Consider the following 14,767-nt stretch of genomic DNA (forward strand, 5'->3'; position numbering starts at 1 on the left):
TTCACCTGCACGTCCACAGTGAGTACTCGATGCTCGACGGCGCCGCCCGCGTCAAACCGCTCATCGAGGCCGCTGTCGCCGAGGGGATGCCCGCCGTCGCGGTCACCGACCACGGCAATATGTTCGGCTCGTTCGATTTCTGGTCGACGGCGACCGCCGCGGGAATCAAGCCGATCATCGGCACCGAGGCGTACATCACGCCCGGCACCCACCGCACCGACAAGACCCGGGTGCGCTGGGGCACGAGCGCCCAGGGTCGCGATGACGTCTCCGGTAGCGGTGCGTACACCCACATGACGCTGCTTTCCGAGACGACGGAGGGCATGCACAACCTCTTCCGGATGTCGTCGCTCGCGTCCATCGAGGGTTATTACTTCAAGCCGCGGATGGACCGCGAGGTTCTTGCCACGTACGCCAAGGGAGTCATCGGGACTACCGGCTGTGCCGGTGGCGAGATTCAGACCCGGTTGCGACTCGGCCAGTACGACGAAGCCAAGGCTGCCGCTGCCGAGTTCCGTGACATCTTCGGCAAAGACAACTTCTTCTGTGAGGTGATGGACCACGGCATCGACGTCGAGCGCAGGACCATGACCGACCTGTTCCGCCTCGCGAAGGAACTCGATCTTCCGCTCGTCGCCACCAACGATCTCCACTACACCCACGCTCACGACGCGAAGGCCCACGCGGCGTTGCTGTGCGTTCAGTCCGGCTCGACGCTCGACGACCCGAACCGTTTCAAGTTCGACGCCGACGAGTTCTACCTCAAGTCCGCCCAGCAGATGCGGCAACTGTTCCGCGACCACCCGGAGGCGTGTGACAACACGCTCCTCATCGCCGAGCGCTGCGACGTCGAGTTCAACACGAGTGCGAGCTACATGCCGCGCTTTCCGGTGCCGGCTGGCGAGACCGAAGAGACCTGGTTCATCAAGGAGGTCGAGCGCGGCCTTGTCGAGCGCTACCCCAACGGAATTCCCGACGACGTTCGAGCCCGTGCCAACTACGAAGCCGGCGTCATCGTCCAGATGGGCTTCCCCGGCTACTTCCTCGTCGTCTCCGACTTCATCAAGTGGTCGAAGGAGAACGGCATCCGGGTCGGCCCTGGCCGTGGCTCCGGTGCCGGATCGATGGTCGCGTATGCGATGAAGATCACCGACCTCGACCCGATTGTGCACGGACTCATCTTCGAGCGCTTCCTCAACCCCGACCGTGTCTCCATGCCCGACTTCGACGTCGACTTCGATGACCGGCGCCGTGGTGAGGTCATCCGTTACGTCACCCAGAAGTACGGCGACGAACGCGTCGCGCAGATCGTCACCTACGGCACGATCAAGGCAAAGCAGGCGCTCAAGGACTCGTCGCGCGTTCTCGGCTTCCCCTTTGGCATGGGCGACAAGCTCACCAAGGCCATGCCGCCACCCGTCATGGGCAAGGACGTTCCGCTCACCGGGATCTTCGACAAGACACATCCGCGCTACAAGGAGACCGTCGACCTCCGCACGATCGTTGAGACGGATGCCGAAGCACGGACGGTTTTCGACACGGCTCTCGGAATCGAGAACCTCAAGCGGCAGTGGGGAGTCCACGCTGCGGGCGTGATCATGTCGAGCGACCCCCTCATCGACATCATCCCGATCATGAAGCGGGAGCAGGACGGCCAGATCGTCACGCAGTTCGACTACCCGGCGTGTGAAGCCCTCGGGCTGATCAAGATGGACTTCCTGGGCCTGCGAAACCTGACGATCGTCAGCGATGCCCTCGACAACATCGAATCCAACCGTGGTACACGGATCGAGCTCGAGACGCTACCCCTCGACGACGTAGGCGCCTACGAACTGCTCGCCCGCGGCGACACTCTCGGTGTGTTCCAGCTGGACGGCGGTCCGATGCGCAGCCTCCTGCGCCTCATGAAGCCCGACAACTTCGAAGACATCTCCGCTGTCATCGCCCTGTACCGGCCCGGCCCGATGGGCGCAGACTCCCACACGAACTATGCCCTGCGCAAAAACGGGTTGCAGGCGATCACACCGATCCACCCCGAGCTCGAGGAACCACTCCAGGAGATCCTCGGGGGCACCCATGGGCTGATCATCTACCAGGAGCAGGTCATGTCGGTGGCCCAGAAGCTCGCCGGCTTCACTCTCGGTCAGGCAGACATCCTCCGGCGGGCGATGGGCAAGAAGAAGAAGTCCGAGCTCGACAAACAGTTCGAGGGCTTCAGCGGCGGCATGCGCGAACGCGGCTACTCAGACGCCGCCATCAAGGCCGTCTGGGACATCCTTCTTCCGTTCTCCGACTACGCGTTCAACAAGGCGCACTCCGCCGCATACGGGGTGGTGTCGTACTGGACCGCGTACCTCAAGGCCCACTACCCGGCCGAATACATGGCCGCCCTGCTCACGAGCGTCGGGGATTCCAAGGACAAGGCCGCGATCTACCTCAACGAATGCCGGCGCATGGGAATTCAGGTTCTTCCGCCAGACGTCAATGAGTCCATCGGCTTCTTCCGGGCCGTCGGCGAGGACATCCGGTTCGGCCTCGGCGCTGTTCGGAACGTTGGGTTCAACGTCGTTGAAGCGATCCGCGCTGCGCGCGAAAGCGAGGGCGCATTCACCTCCTTCCACGACTTCCTCCGCAAGGTTCCGCTTCCGGTCGCGAACAAGCGAACGATGGAATCGCTGATCAAGGCAGGAGCATTCGACTCGCTCGGTGCGACGCGTCGCGGACTCATCGAAGTACACGAGGATGCCGTCGACAGCGCGGTCAGCCTCAAGCGCAACGAGGCCAACGGCCAGGTCGATCTGTTCGGCGGGATCTTCGACCTTGACGCGCCGGAGGAGTCGGCTCCAGACCGACCGGAATGGTCGAAGAAAGACAAACTCGCGTTCGAGCGCGAGATGCTCGGCCTGTATGTGTCCGACCACCCGCTCGCCGGTCTCGAATTGCAGCTCGCCAAGCACGCGACCACCACGATTACCGACCTCCTCACCTCCGAGCACACTCAGGATGGCGACACCGTGACGATCGCGGGCCTCGTCACGAGCGTGCAGCACCGGGTGGCGAAGACGTCAGGCAACCAGTACGGCATGATCCAGGTGGAAGACTTCGGTGGTGAAATCACCGTGATGTTCATGGGCAAGGCGTACCTCGAGTTCGCGCCCACGCTCATCAACGACTCCGTCGTCGTCGTCCGCGGTCGCGTGAGCATGCGCGACGACGGTATGAACCTGCACGCGTACAGCATCTTCTCGCCCGACATCGAGCAGGGCGGGGTTTCCGGCCCGCTCACGCTGACGATGCCTGACGCGCGGGCGACGACCGAACTCGTCACGCAACTCGGCGGCATCCTCACGCGTCACTCCGGTGATGCCGAGGTCCGCCTGAAACTGGTGCGCGGGGACGTGGCCCGTCTGTTCGAGATTCCCTACCCCGTCAAGGTCACGCCCGACCTGTTCGGTGAGCTGAAATCACTGCTCGGCCCCAATTGCCTCGGATGACGTACGCTCGAACCGTATCGGCCCCGAGCCTCCCCACTACCTGTACAGCAGCGAACGAAGGATCCCCATGACGAACCCGACCACGCCGCCTGAATCCCGGGATCCCGGTCAGGGACAGCCGGAGACGCCGCAACCGTTCCTGCCGCAGCAGGGTGGATTTCCGCCGCAGTATCCTCAGCAGCCGTACCCCCAGCAGCCGTACCCGGAGCAGGGCGCGTACCCACAGCAGCCCTACCCGCAGCAGGGCGGCTATCCGCAGCAGCCCTACCCGCAGCAGGGTGGCTATCCGCAGCAGCCTTTTCCTCAGCAGGGCCCGCCGGTCTACCAGCCCGTACAGCCCGGCCCTGCCCAGGAGCAGTTCCCGCAGCAGGCCCAGCACGCGCCTGCCCGAGTCCCGCGGCCGAAAACGGATGCGTCCGGCGTGCCATACGGCGTCGGTCCGTTCACACTGCGTGAGGTCCTGTTCTTCGGAGTAACGGCGGTCGTTTTCCTCGCATCGTTCCTGCCGTTCCTCGGCGGGGACTACGCCGATCTCTTCGGCTATTCGAGCGCGTGGGCTCCAGCGCCCTGGCTCGCGATTCCCGCAGCTCTGGTGCTTGTCACCGCAGCGGCTTTGATCCTGACGCGGCGAGTGGCTCCCGGTCGGCGCCTTCGTGTCGGGTCGTTGTCCGTCGACCAGTTCGCCTCAGCGGCATCCGTCGTGACCGCGGGTTTCTACCTCGGAGCCCTCTTCCTCATTCTCGGATTCCCCGCCTGGTTCGGCGGCGGGTCTGAGATACTCGCGCCGGGCTCCGGAGTGATCGTTGGCCTTCTGTTCTCGCTGGCCGCTGTCGTTGTCACGACGCTCGCGCCGGTGATTCCGCTGCTCAACTCGGACTTCACCAATCGGAAGGATGCCGGGGCCCACCGAGTCGCGCGGCCAGCGGACGCGGTCCCTCGCCGCCCTCGCCCGGAACAACAGATTCCCCGGGAACAGCCGCAGCAGTTCCCTGCCGAGACGGGCTTTCCTCTGCAGCAGGCAGGGCTGGGCGAATTCGCCGCGTACCAGCGACGCGGATCCGCTCCCGCCGTACCGGCCGAAGACTACGTTCCCAGCGCTGAACAGCGTGGCGAGCTGCATGCCGATCGGCCGACCCTCGACGACGGCATTGATGAGCGGACCATCGCCGGGCAACCCGTTCGGCCGCCGTCCGGCATCGCCGAGGAAGTCCCGCAGGTCCCCGCCGAGCGCACAGCTGCCGTGCCCTTCGAGGAATTCCAGGAGAGCGAACACGCTCGTGAAGCGCACACAGACGAAGAACTCGCCGTAGGTGGAGAACGTCAGGACAGTGCTCCGGGCGAGTCGCAGGCATTTGCGCCCGGCTTCGTCGCGTCCGATGTACCCGCTGTCGATCCGGAACCCGCGACAGCCATTCAGCCCGGCGACGTCGATGACGAGCGTGCGGATGAGGTGTCATCCCCGATGCCCGCCTTCAGCCATGTGTCGGCCCGATCCGCCACTGGGCGCCAGACGCCCGGTGACTCCTCGGCGGAGCCCGTCGCAAAGGCAGAACCAGTATCAATTGTCCACGACGACGCTCAGCCGGAGCACTCCGAAACACAGACGGGTGAGCCGGAACACTCAGAGCCCGCCGCGCGAGCGCGGGCGACACCCGACGAGATCACGCCCGAACAAGAGGCACCGGTTGCGGCATCCCCGACCGCTGTCTTTTCCACGCAGCCGTTCTGGGTCTACTCTCCGGTGCCGCGCCCGGTCATCGATGAGGTGTCAGGGGCGACGGTGTTTGAGATCGGCCCAACAGCATGGGCACTCGCGGTTGTCGACCGGGGATCCGAACTCGTGATCCGTCACGACGATGGACGCATCGGCGTGCTGCACGACCTCGACGGAATCACCCGCGGCTAACCTCAGGCAATGTCGCCCGGGCGCACATACCGGCGTTCGTGGTAGATCAGGGGCTCGTCGTCCGCGCCGACCTCGCCGCCCTCGATCTGAACGACGACTACCGCGCTGTTGTGCACGGAGAAGCGTTCGATGATCCTGCCGCTCATCCAGGTCGTGACGGCGTCGAGGATCGGAAGTCCGTTGTCGCCCATGTGCCAGTGGTCGCCGATGAATCGCGAGGCGTTGTCACCGCTCATGATTTCGGCCACGCGCCGGTTCCGCGCACCGAGCATGTGGATGACGACCCGGTCGGTCGACGAGATCGCCGGCCAGGAACTGGCGCTCCTCGCCATGTTGAAAGTCGCGAGCGGCGGAACGGCGGCGAGGGACGCGAGAGATGTCGCCGTGAAGCCCACGGGAGTGCCGGTGCTGTCGAGGGCCGTGACGACCGCGACGCCAGCGGCGTGACGGCGGAAGGCGGCCTTGAAGGCATCCAGATCGGGCTGCATCGGGTTCATACTGTGTGTTCCTTTCGGGCGGGCGCCTGCTGGCCCATGCGTCTGACATCAACATGGATGGAGACGGGATATTCCGGGAAGAACCGCCGGATATGCTGGGGTCACCATGATTCAGACTCTCGACCTTCGCGGAATTCAGCCTAGCCGCGCCGAATTGCTCACGCTCATCCCGCGCCCCGTCGTCGACGTTTCCGTGGCGTCGGCCGCCGCAGGCACCCTCATCGAAGAGGTCCGGGCCGACGGCGAAGACGCCCTTCGCCGCCACGCCGAGCGATTTGACGGCGTAGCCGATGCACGAATCCGGGTGGAGCCCGCCGCCATCGCGGATGCTGTCTCCTCTCTCGACCCCGACGTTCGCGCCGCGCTCGAAGCGGCGATCGAGCGGGTCCGGGAAGCCACGAGGGCTCAGATTCCCGCCCCTGTCACAACCACGCTTGCCCCCGGCGCCTCCGTCCACCAGCGCTGGCAGCCGGTCGACCGCGTCGGTCTTTACGTCCCGGGTGGCAAAGCCGTCTATCCGTCGAGTGTGGTCATGAACGTCGTTCCCGCTCAGGTCGCCGGCGTGGCATCCATCGCGCTCGCGTCCCCGGCCCAGAACGACAACGGGGGAGCGGTGCATCCAACAATTCTCGCCGCCGCCGGGCTCCTGGGCATCGATGAGGTCTACGCGATGGGAGGCGCGAGCGCCATCGGCGCTTTCGCGTACGGAGTGCCCTCACTCGGCCTCGATCCGGTCGACGTGGTCACCGGTCCTGGCAACATCTATGTTGCGGCGGCGAAACGCCTCGTCCGTGGTGTGGTCGGCATCGATTCTGAGGCCGGCACGACCGAGATCCTCGTGATCGCTGACGCTCAGGCGGACCCCGTGCTCGTCGCCGCAGACCTCATCAGCCAGGCCGAGCACGACGAAGCGGCGGCGTCACTGCTCGTCACCGATTCGGCCGAGGTTGCTCAAGCCGTCGAAGCGGAACTGTCGCGACTCGCCAGCTCGACGGAGCACTCCGCCCGGGTGACCGAAGCACTCGGCGGACCGCAATCGGCGATCGTGCTTGTCGACGATCTGGCAGCGGCAGCGCGGTTCAGCAATGCCTACGGGCCGGAGCACCTCGAGATCCAGACCGCTGACGACCAGGCTGTGCTCGCGACCATCACGAGCGCTGGTGCGATCTTCCTCGGAGCGCACTCACCGGTCAGCGTCGGCGATTATCTCGCGGGCTCGAACCACGTGCTTCCCACCGGTGGACAGTCGCGATTCTCGTCGGGTCTCGGCGCGCACACCTTCCTCCGGCCGCAGCAGGTCATCGAATACGACCGCGAGGCTCTCGCCGGCGTCGCCGACCATGTCGTCGCCCTGGCCCGCGCTGAGGCGCTCCCCGCACACGGGGACGCGGTCACCGCGAGGTTCCCCACCCGCTGACCGGTCGCGTGGGGGCCCGCCGAGCCGGACGCAGGCAGCGGTAGTCTTGACGCATGTATTGCCCGTTCTGCCGTCACCCCGATTCCCGCGTCATCGACTCCCGCACGAGCGATGACGGGCTTTCGATCCGCCGCCGTCGGCAGTGCCCTGAATGCGGACGCCGCTTCTCGACGACGGAGACCGCGAGCCTCAACGTGATCAAGCGGAGTGGCGTCGTCGAACCGTTCAGTCGCGAGAAGGTCGTCTCCGGGGTGCGCAAGGCCTGCCAGGGGCGCCCGGTCACTGACTCCGACCTCGCGATCCTCGCGCAAAAAGTCGAGGAGTCGATCCGGCAGACCGGCACCAGCCAGATCGACGCGAACGAGATCGGCCTCGCGATCCTCACCCCGCTGCGTGAACTCGATGAGGTCGCATACCTGCGCTTCGCCAGTGTCTACCAGGCCTTCAACTCGCTCGAGGATTTCGAGGACGCCATCACCCTGCTCCGCAGCGAGCACGAAGCGGCGGATGCCACGGGGCAGCACGCGCAGGCCTGATCCGCCGACACGATACCCTTGCATAGGCATGTATCGCTTTCTCTTCTCCTCCGTCCTGTCCAGGCTCGATCCTGAACGCGCCCACCACCTCGCTTTTGCGGTGATCAAGGCGCTGCCCGCCGTCGGCCTCGCCGGCGCCGTGCGCCGGTTCACCCGGCCGAACGCTGACCTCGGGGTCGACACCCTCGGCCTTCACTTCGACACGCCGTTCGGTGTCGCCGCCGGATTCGACAAGGACGGCGAAGGGGTCATCGGTCTTGGAGCGCTCGGCTTCGGTCACGTGGAGGTCGGAACGCTGACCACCCACTCGCAGCCCGGAAACCCGAAGCCGCGCCTGTTCCGACTCATCCCCGATCGCGCCGTCATCAACCGGATGGGCTTCAACAATGGGGGAGCGGCATCGGCAGCCCGTCGACTCGCGCGCGTCCGAGGCGTCCCCGGGCGACCCGTACTCGGTGTGAACATCGGCAAGAGCCGGGTCGTCGGCGTTGACAACGCCATCCCGGACTACCTCACGAGCACCAGACTCCTCGCCCCTGTCGCCGATTACCTTGTCGTCAACGTGAGCTCGCCCAACACTCCAGGGCTACGCGGTCTGCAGGAGCTCGACAAGCTCGCTCCACTCCTCACAGCCGTGAAACAGGCCGCAGGCAGAACTCCGTTGCTCGTGAAGATCGCCCCTGATCTCAGCGACGACGAGGTTCGCAGAATCGCCGAACTCGCGGTCGAGGTCGGGCTGGACGGGGTCATCGCAACAAACACCACCATCGCGAGAACCGGACTGTCCACGCCGCCCGATGTCGTCGAAGCGGCCGGTGCCGGCGGTCTCTCGGGAGCGCCCCTCGCAACACGATCCCTCGAGGTGCTTCGTCTCATCCGCTCGGTCGTCCCCGAAGGGCTCTGCGTCATCTCGGTCGGAGGAGTGGAGACGGCAGAAGACGTCGCCGAGCGGCTTGCCGCCGGAGCAACCCTCGTGCAGGGCTACACGGCGTTCATCTACCGCGGGCCGCTGTGGGCACGCCAGATCAACCGTGGTCTCAGTGCGCTCAGCGAACGCCTGCCGGCAGCCTGACCGCGATCAGGCGGGGCGCTGACCGCGCTTGACCTGCGGCTTCGGCAGGCGAAGGACACGCATCTGGAACGCACGCATGGCCGCATACCACCGAACACCGCGCTCGACCGAGTCTGCACCGTACTTCTCGGCGAGCTTGCGCTTCACCGATCTGCCGAGCCACACCGCGTCGAGAACAGCGATGGCGAAGAATGCCCAGAGCAAGAGCATCGCATAAACCTGCACGAGCGGTGGGAACAGGGTGAGCAGGATGACGAGGAACATCACCGGAATGAGGAACTCACCGATGTTGAACCGGGAGTCGACGTAGTCGCGAACAAATCGCTTCTGTACGCCACGGTCACGCGCAGGCAGGTACCGCTCGTCACCGGCAGCGAGCCCGATCCGGGCCTTTTCGCGCTTCTCGGCCATTTTTGCCTTGGCCGCCTTCGCCGCTTCCTTGCGGTCGCCAGGCACAAGCGGTCGCTTGTTGAGCGCCTCGCGTTCACGGCGGGTCGGCGTCGGCCGCCCCTTGCCGCTGTTGCCGGCGAGACGGTCAGCAGTCTCTTCGGCGGTTTCGATGGTGGGCTCGGGAGACGAGCCTGAAGTGTGCTTGGTCACGATGAGTCCTTGCGCTGGATATCTCTTAAGATTACCTGCATGACCGATACCGACGAGCACGTCCAGCCGAATACCTCTTCCACCGACTCCGCGATCCGCGAGGCGGTGGCCGGTTCGCTGCCGTCGACGATCGCAGATCTCTCTCGCCTTGTGCGGATCCCGAGTGTGTCCTGGGCTGCATTCGATCCGGCCCATGTGCGGGCGAGCGCTGAAGCGGTGGCGACCCTGGCAGAAAACACAGGTGTGTTCGACTCTGTCGAGATCCTTCAGGCGCCGATCGGCGAGACCGACGAGCTCGGGCAGCCGGCCGTGCTCGCCACCCGTCACGCGAAGAACGGCAGGCCCACGGTGATGTTGTACGCGCACCATGACGTGCAGCCACCCGGAAAGGACGAGGACTGGGATTCCCAGCCCTTCGAGCCGACGGTACGCGGCGACCGTATCTATGGTCGGGGCGCTGCGGACGACAAAGCTGGAGTGATGGCCCACATCGCTTCTCTCCGCGCACTGACCGAAGCGGTTGGCGATGACTTCGATCTCGGACTCGCCCTGTTCATCGAGGGAGAGGAAGAATTCGGTTCCCGGTCCTTCGCAAACTTCCTCCGCGCCAACCGCGACGCGCTTTCGGCCGACGCCATCATCGTCGCCGACTCCAACAACTGGGATGAGAAAACACCCGCTTTGACCATCGGTCTGCGCGGTAACGTGACGTTCCGTCTCACCGTGACGACGCTCGAGCACGCTTCGCACTCCGGCATGTTCGGGGGAGCGGTCCCGGATGCCATGCTGGCCACCATCCGGTTGCTCTCCACGTTCTGGGACGACGCCGGCTCCGTCGCCATCGACGGGCTCACCCGCCATGAGGGTGACACCCCTGAGTACACCGAAGATCAGTTGCGCGCGGAGGCGGGCCTCCTTCCCGGCGTCAGCCCGATCGGCACGGGGACGATCCTCAGCCGGATCTGGTCCCAGCCATCGATCACCGTGACCGGAATTGACGCTCCATCGGTTGCGAACGCCTCGAACACTCTCTCTCCCACTGTTTCCGTCAAAGTGAGCGTGCGGGTGGCGCCTGGCCAGACAGCGAAGGACGCCCAGGCCGCGATCGAACGGCATCTCGAGACGAACGCGCCGTTCGGAGCGTTGATCGAGATCGATGACCTCGACCTCGGCGACCCGTTCCTGGTCGACACCAGCGGATACGCGGTGGGCGAAGCGAAGCGGGCAATGGCTGACGCCTGGGGTGTCGAACCGGTGGAACTCGGTATCGGCGGCTCCATCCCCTTCATCGCTGACCTCGTGAGGGAATTCCCAGAGGCCGAGATCCTCGTCACCGGAGTCGAGGATCCACACTCCCGCGCTCACAGCCCGAATGAATCGCTGCACCTCGGAGTGTTCTCCCGGGCCATCCTCGCCGAGGCGCTGCTCCTCGCGCGGCTCAACGAAGCGCGCCGCTGACGCGGCATCCGCTCGACAGGGAATCCCTCCAGCCGCCACACGGTTTCGATGCGTAGAATGAACGCGAATGTGGCAGTACCCGAAAGCACGACCTACCAAGGAGAGTCATGAGCGACACGACGCTGACATCCGCCCCGCCCGCCCACGGAGTCGGGCTGAGCGACACGGCAGCAGCAAAGGTGAAGAGCCTCCTCGAACAGGAAGGCCGTGACGACCTGCGGTTGCGCGTCGCCGTGCAGCCCGGCGGCTGCTCCGGCCTCATCTACCAGTTGTACTTCGACGAGCGGATGCTCGACGGTGACGCCACTGTCGACTTCGACGGCGTCGAAGTTATCGTCGACAAGATGAGCGTTCCATACCTGGAGGGTGCGTCGATCGACTTCGAAGACACCATCCAAAAGCAGGGTTTCACCATCGACAACCCGAACGCGGGCGGCAGCTGCGCGTGCGGAGACAGCTTCCACTAGGCAGTTTTTCAGAAATCGATGCAGGGGACGCGCCGGGAACGGCGCGTCCCCTGCATCATTTAAGCCCGCCGCGGCCACCTGATACCCGGCCACGCCCCCCAAATGGTCGAGAGCGGGTGTGAGGATCGGGCTAGACTGAAGGCTGTAATAACACTGTCATCGAAAGGTCCCAGGTGCGCTCGAATCCTCGACTCCGATGGGCTGCTGTACCGGTCGCCATCACGCTCGCCGTGGTTCTGGCCGGCTGTACCCAGGCCGAACTGCACGGCTATCTTCCCGGTTTTGTGGAGGGCGAAGCGCCCGTCACGAACCACACCGAGCGCATTGCCGGGCTGTGGACCACCGCGTGGATCGTCCTCCTCTGTGTTGGTCTTCTGACCTGGGGACTCATCATCTGGGCGATCGTGGTTTATCGCCGCAGGAAGGGCCAGACCGGCCTTCCCGTCCAGATGCGTTACAACATGCCGATCGAGATCTTCTACACGATCGTGCCGCTCATCCTCGTGCTGGGATTCTTCGCGTTCACCGCGCGTGACCAGGCCGCGATCGAGACCCACCACGACGACCCCGACGTCGAAATCTCGGTCTTCGCGAAGCAATGGTCATGGGACTTCATCTATGACGAGGCAGTAGACGGCGAAGATGTCTGGCTAGCTGGCGTCCAGGCGCGGTCTGATGAGGGCTCAGCGCCGGGCACAATCGACCAGGAGCAGCTGCCGACACTGTATCTGCCCGTCGACAAGAAGGTGACGATCGCCCTCGAAGCACGAGACGTCATCCATTCGTTCTGGGTCATCGACTTCCTCTACAAGAAGGACATGTTCCCCGGCAAGACGAACTACATGTCGTTTATCCCGGAACGCGAAGGAACGTACGCAGGCAAATGTGCAGAGCTCTGTGGTGAGTACCACTCGATGATGCTCTTCAACGTTGAGGTCGTCTCCCAGGAGGAGTACGACAACTACCTCCAGTCGCTTGCGGACGAGGGCAACATCGGAGACTTCGGCGACGAATTCTCCCGCAACGCAACACTCCCGGGTATCGACTCCCCGGATCGCCCCGAGGAAGAGGGTAACTAGCCATGGCTACCACCATCGAGATCCCAGCCGGTCAGGCTCGGGTGGTCAACAAGAACACAGTTGAGCGCAAGGGAAACATCCTCGTCAACTGGGTCACGTCGACGGACCACAAGACCATCGGGTACATGTACCTGATCGCGTCGTTCCTGTTCTTCTGCATCGGCGGCGTGATGGCGCTCATCATCCGGGCCCAGCTGTTCGAGCCGGGTCTCGCCCTCGTCGAGACCAAGGAGCAGTACAACCAGCTGTTCACCATGCACGGAACGATCATGTTGCTCATGTTCGCGACACCGCTCTTCGCCGGTTTCGCCAACGCGCTCATGCCGCTTCAGATCGGTGCACCTGACGTCGCGTTCCCGCGGCTCAACGCGTTCTCGTTCTGGCTCTTCCTCTTCGGCAGCCTGCTCGCGGTCGGTGGATTCCTCACACCGCAGGGCGCGGCATCGTTCGGTTGGTTCGCATATGCGCCTCTGTCGAGCACAACGTTCTCGCCTGGTCTCGGCGGGAACCTCTGGGTGCTCGGACTGGCGATCTCCGGATTCGGAACGATCCTCGGTGGCGTGAACTTCATCACGACGATCATCACCATGCGCGCACCAGGTATGACGATGTGGCGGATGCCGATCTTCACCTGGAACACCCTCGTCACGTCGCTGCTCATCCTCATGGCGTTCCCCGTTCTCGCGGCAGCTCTGTTCGGACTCGGCCTCGATCGAGTCTTCGATGGGCACATCTACGACGCCGAAAACGGCGGAGTGATTCTCTGGCAGCACCTGTTCTGGTTCTTCGGCCACCCCGAGGTTTACATCATTGCGCTGCCGTTCTTCGGCATCGTGAGCGAGGTGTTCCCGGTCTTCAGCCGCAAACCGATCTTCGGGTACAAAACGCTGGTTTACGCGACCATTGCGATCGCCGCCTTGTCGGTGACGGTGTGGGCACACCACATGTACGTCACCGGCTCCGTGTTGTTGCCGTTCTTCGCGCTCATGACGATGCTCATCGCTGTTCCAACGGGTGTGAAGATCTTCAACTGGGTGGGAACCATGTGGCGGGGTTCCGTCACGTTCGAGACCCCCATGCTGTGGGCGATCGGCTTCCTCATCACGTTCACGTTCGGTGGTCTGACCGGTGTGATCCTCGCGTCACCTCCGCTCGACTTCCATGTCTCTGACACCTATTTTGTGGTCGCCCACTTCCACTACGTGGTCTTCGGAACCGTCGTCTTCGCGATGTTCAGCGGATTCTACTTCTGGTGGCCCAAGTGGACCGGCAAGATGCTCAACGAGAAGCTCGGCTACTGGCACTTCTGGTTGCTCTTCATCGGGTTCCACACGACCTTCCTCATCCAGCACTGGCTCGGTGTGGTCGGTATGCCACGTCGGTACGCCACGTACTCGCCTGAAGACAACTTCACCTGGATGAACCAGTTGTCCACTGTCGGCTCGATGATCCTCGCGCTGTCGATGCTGCCGTTCTTCCTGAACGTCTACATCACGGCACGCAAGGCGCCGAAGGTCACCGTGAACGACCCGTGGGGCTACGGAGGATCGCTCGAGTGGGCGACATCCTGCCCGCCTCCTCGCCACAACTTCACGTCGATCCCACGGATCCGCTCCGAGCGTCCCGCCTTCGACCTGAATCACCCCGAAGCCGGCATCCCCGTCGGTATCGGACCGGCGAAGGACGCCCCGGACACTCCCACGTACGACCGCTCGGAAGGTGAAGTGAAGTAATGAAGGCGAACGTCAACCTCTTCTGGATCCTCGCCGTCTTCTTCACGCTGGTCGCTGGAATCTACATCTTCTGGACCACAACGGCCGGCCAGCTTGAGTGGGCCGGATCCACCGCGCTGACCCTGTCGGCCCTCCTGGCTGCGTTCCTCGGTTTCTACCTCAACCGAGTGCACCGAAACCAGGGCGGGGAGCTTCCGGAAGACACACTCAGCGCCAATATCGACGACGGCGACCCCGAGATGGGGCACTTCGCTCCGTGGAGCTGGTGGCCGATCGTTCTTGCCGGCGGGTGCGCGCTTCTCATGCTCGGGCTCGCGGTCGGATTCTGGATCGCGTTCATCGCAGCGCCGCTCGTCCTGATCGCCGTCATCGGTTGGACATACGAGTTCTACCGCGGGTTCCACGCCCGCTGATTTTCAGTACAACACAAAACGGCCAGGCGCGATGCGCCTGGCCGTTTTTGTGTCTCATATGAACGACGCTGTGGGTCCGAATGACCACTCCTCGG

12 protein-coding genes are annotated in these 14,767 nt (G+C 64.2%); 10 read left to right on the forward strand and 2 right to left on the reverse strand.

Going from position 1 to position 14,767, the window contains the following annotated elements; genetic code table 11:
- Positions 1-29 precede the first annotated feature (29 nt).
- Together dnaE and ACWA1Q_RS06415 are read left to right on the forward strand one after the other, a co-directional pair.
- Positions 30-3,494 carry a DNA polymerase III subunit alpha gene (gene dnaE / locus ACWA1Q_RS06410; protein WP_463760789.1) on the forward strand — a complete coding sequence of 1,155 codons (3,465 nt, stop codon included), beginning with the start codon at positions 30-32 and terminating at the stop codon, positions 3,492-3,494.
- A gap of 67 nt (positions 3,495-3,561) precedes the next feature.
- Positions 3,562-5,400 (forward strand): hypothetical protein, encoded by a 1,839-nt coding sequence (locus tag ACWA1Q_RS06415; protein ID WP_463760454.1) that lies wholly within the window; start codon positions 3,562-3,564, stop codon positions 5,398-5,400.
- Positions 5,401-5,402: 2 nt separating this feature from the next.
- Here ACWA1Q_RS06415 and ACWA1Q_RS06420 read toward each other — a convergent pair whose 3' ends face one another.
- Complete coding sequence (locus ACWA1Q_RS06420) at positions 5,403-5,897, reverse strand: flavin reductase family protein (RefSeq protein WP_463760455.1); 495 nt, start codon at positions 5,895-5,897, stop codon at positions 5,403-5,405.
- 106 nt (positions 5,898-6,003) lie between these two features.
- Here ACWA1Q_RS06420 and hisD point away from each other — a divergent pair, with 106 nt between their 5' ends.
- The 3 genes from hisD to ACWA1Q_RS06435 are packed head-to-tail and all read left to right on the forward strand — an operon-like array spanning position 6,004 to position 8,922.
- Positions 6,004-7,314, forward strand: coding sequence for a histidinol dehydrogenase (gene hisD, locus ACWA1Q_RS06425; RefSeq protein ID WP_463760457.1), 1,311 nt, complete (start codon positions 6,004-6,006; stop codon positions 7,312-7,314).
- A 53-nt stretch (positions 7,315-7,367) separates the two neighbouring features.
- On the forward strand, positions 7,368-7,850 hold the full coding sequence (gene nrdR / locus ACWA1Q_RS06430; protein WP_463760459.1) for a transcriptional regulator NrdR: 483 nt from the start codon (positions 7,368-7,370) through the stop codon (positions 7,848-7,850).
- A 28-nt stretch (positions 7,851-7,878) separates the two neighbouring features.
- On the forward strand, positions 7,879-8,922 hold the full coding sequence (locus tag ACWA1Q_RS06435) for a quinone-dependent dihydroorotate dehydrogenase (RefSeq protein ID WP_463760461.1): 1,044 nt from the start codon (positions 7,879-7,881) through the stop codon (positions 8,920-8,922).
- Positions 8,923-8,928: 6 nt separating this feature from the next.
- On the opposite strand, the gene ACWA1Q_RS06440 is transcribed toward ACWA1Q_RS06435, so the two are convergent.
- Positions 8,929-9,522 (reverse strand): DUF3043 domain-containing protein, encoded by a 594-nt coding sequence (locus ACWA1Q_RS06440; protein WP_463760463.1) that lies wholly within the window; start codon positions 9,520-9,522, stop codon positions 8,929-8,931.
- Between the two features lie 39 nt (positions 9,523-9,561).
- On the opposite strand from ACWA1Q_RS06440, the gene ACWA1Q_RS06445 reads away from it, so the two are divergent.
- From ACWA1Q_RS06445 to ACWA1Q_RS06465, 5 genes are all read left to right on the forward strand, one after another.
- Positions 9,562-10,980, forward strand: a complete 1,419-nt coding sequence (locus tag ACWA1Q_RS06445; RefSeq protein WP_463760465.1) for a M20/M25/M40 family metallo-hydrolase — start codon at positions 9,562-9,564, stop codon at positions 10,978-10,980.
- Positions 10,981-11,087: 107 nt separating this feature from the next.
- Positions 11,088-11,447: an iron-sulfur cluster insertion protein ErpA gene (erpA, locus tag ACWA1Q_RS06450; RefSeq protein WP_463760467.1), complete on the forward strand. Its 360-nt coding sequence runs from the start codon at positions 11,088-11,090 to the stop codon at positions 11,445-11,447.
- A gap of 173 nt (positions 11,448-11,620) precedes the next feature.
- On the forward strand, positions 11,621-12,526 hold the full coding sequence (gene ctaC / locus ACWA1Q_RS06455; protein WP_463760469.1) for an aa3-type cytochrome oxidase subunit II: 906 nt from the start codon (positions 11,621-11,623) through the stop codon (positions 12,524-12,526).
- A 2-nt stretch (positions 12,527-12,528) separates the two neighbouring features.
- Positions 12,529-14,259 (forward strand): aa3-type cytochrome oxidase subunit I, encoded by a 1,731-nt coding sequence (gene ctaD, locus ACWA1Q_RS06460; protein WP_463760471.1) that lies wholly within the window; start codon positions 12,529-12,531, stop codon positions 14,257-14,259.
- Entirely contained in the window at positions 14,259-14,672 is a 414-nt protein-coding gene (locus ACWA1Q_RS06465; protein ID WP_463760473.1) for a cytochrome c oxidase subunit 4, read from the forward strand. The genes ctaD and ACWA1Q_RS06465 overlap by 1 nt, the downstream gene beginning before the upstream one ends.
- The last annotated feature ends 95 nt before the right edge of the window (positions 14,673-14,767 follow it).

This window comes from Mycetocola sp. TRD_SC_2 (assembly GCF_055361225.1).

What these genes read in the sequence shown, in the direction of transcription:
- dnaE (WP_463760789.1), top strand. Translation starts at nt 30, where the DNA reads ATGCTCGACGGCGCCGCCCGCGTCAAACCGCTCATCGAGGCCGCTGTC.
- ACWA1Q_RS06445 (WP_463760465.1), top strand. Translation starts at nt 9,562, where the DNA reads ATGACCGATACCGACGAGCACGTCCAGCCGAATACCTCTTCCACCGAC.
- ACWA1Q_RS06420 (WP_463760455.1), bottom strand. Translation starts at nt 5,897, where the DNA reads ATGAACCCGATGCAGCCCGATCTGGATGCCTTCAAGGCCGCCTTCCGC.
- ctaD (WP_463760471.1), top strand. Translation starts at nt 12,529, where the DNA reads ATGGCTACCACCATCGAGATCCCAGCCGGTCAGGCTCGGGTGGTCAAC.
- ACWA1Q_RS06435 (WP_463760461.1), top strand. Translation starts at nt 7,879, where the DNA reads ATGTATCGCTTTCTCTTCTCCTCCGTCCTGTCCAGGCTCGATCCTGAA.
- hisD (WP_463760457.1), top strand. Translation starts at nt 6,004, where the DNA reads ATGATTCAGACTCTCGACCTTCGCGGAATTCAGCCTAGCCGCGCCGAA.
- erpA (WP_463760467.1), top strand. Translation starts at nt 11,088, where the DNA reads ATGAGCGACACGACGCTGACATCCGCCCCGCCCGCCCACGGAGTCGGG.
- nrdR (WP_463760459.1), top strand. Translation starts at nt 7,368, where the DNA reads ATGTATTGCCCGTTCTGCCGTCACCCCGATTCCCGCGTCATCGACTCC.
- ACWA1Q_RS06415 (WP_463760454.1), top strand. Translation starts at nt 3,562, where the DNA reads ATGACGAACCCGACCACGCCGCCTGAATCCCGGGATCCCGGTCAGGGA.
- ACWA1Q_RS06465 (WP_463760473.1), top strand. Translation starts at nt 14,259, where the DNA reads ATGAAGGCGAACGTCAACCTCTTCTGGATCCTCGCCGTCTTCTTCACG.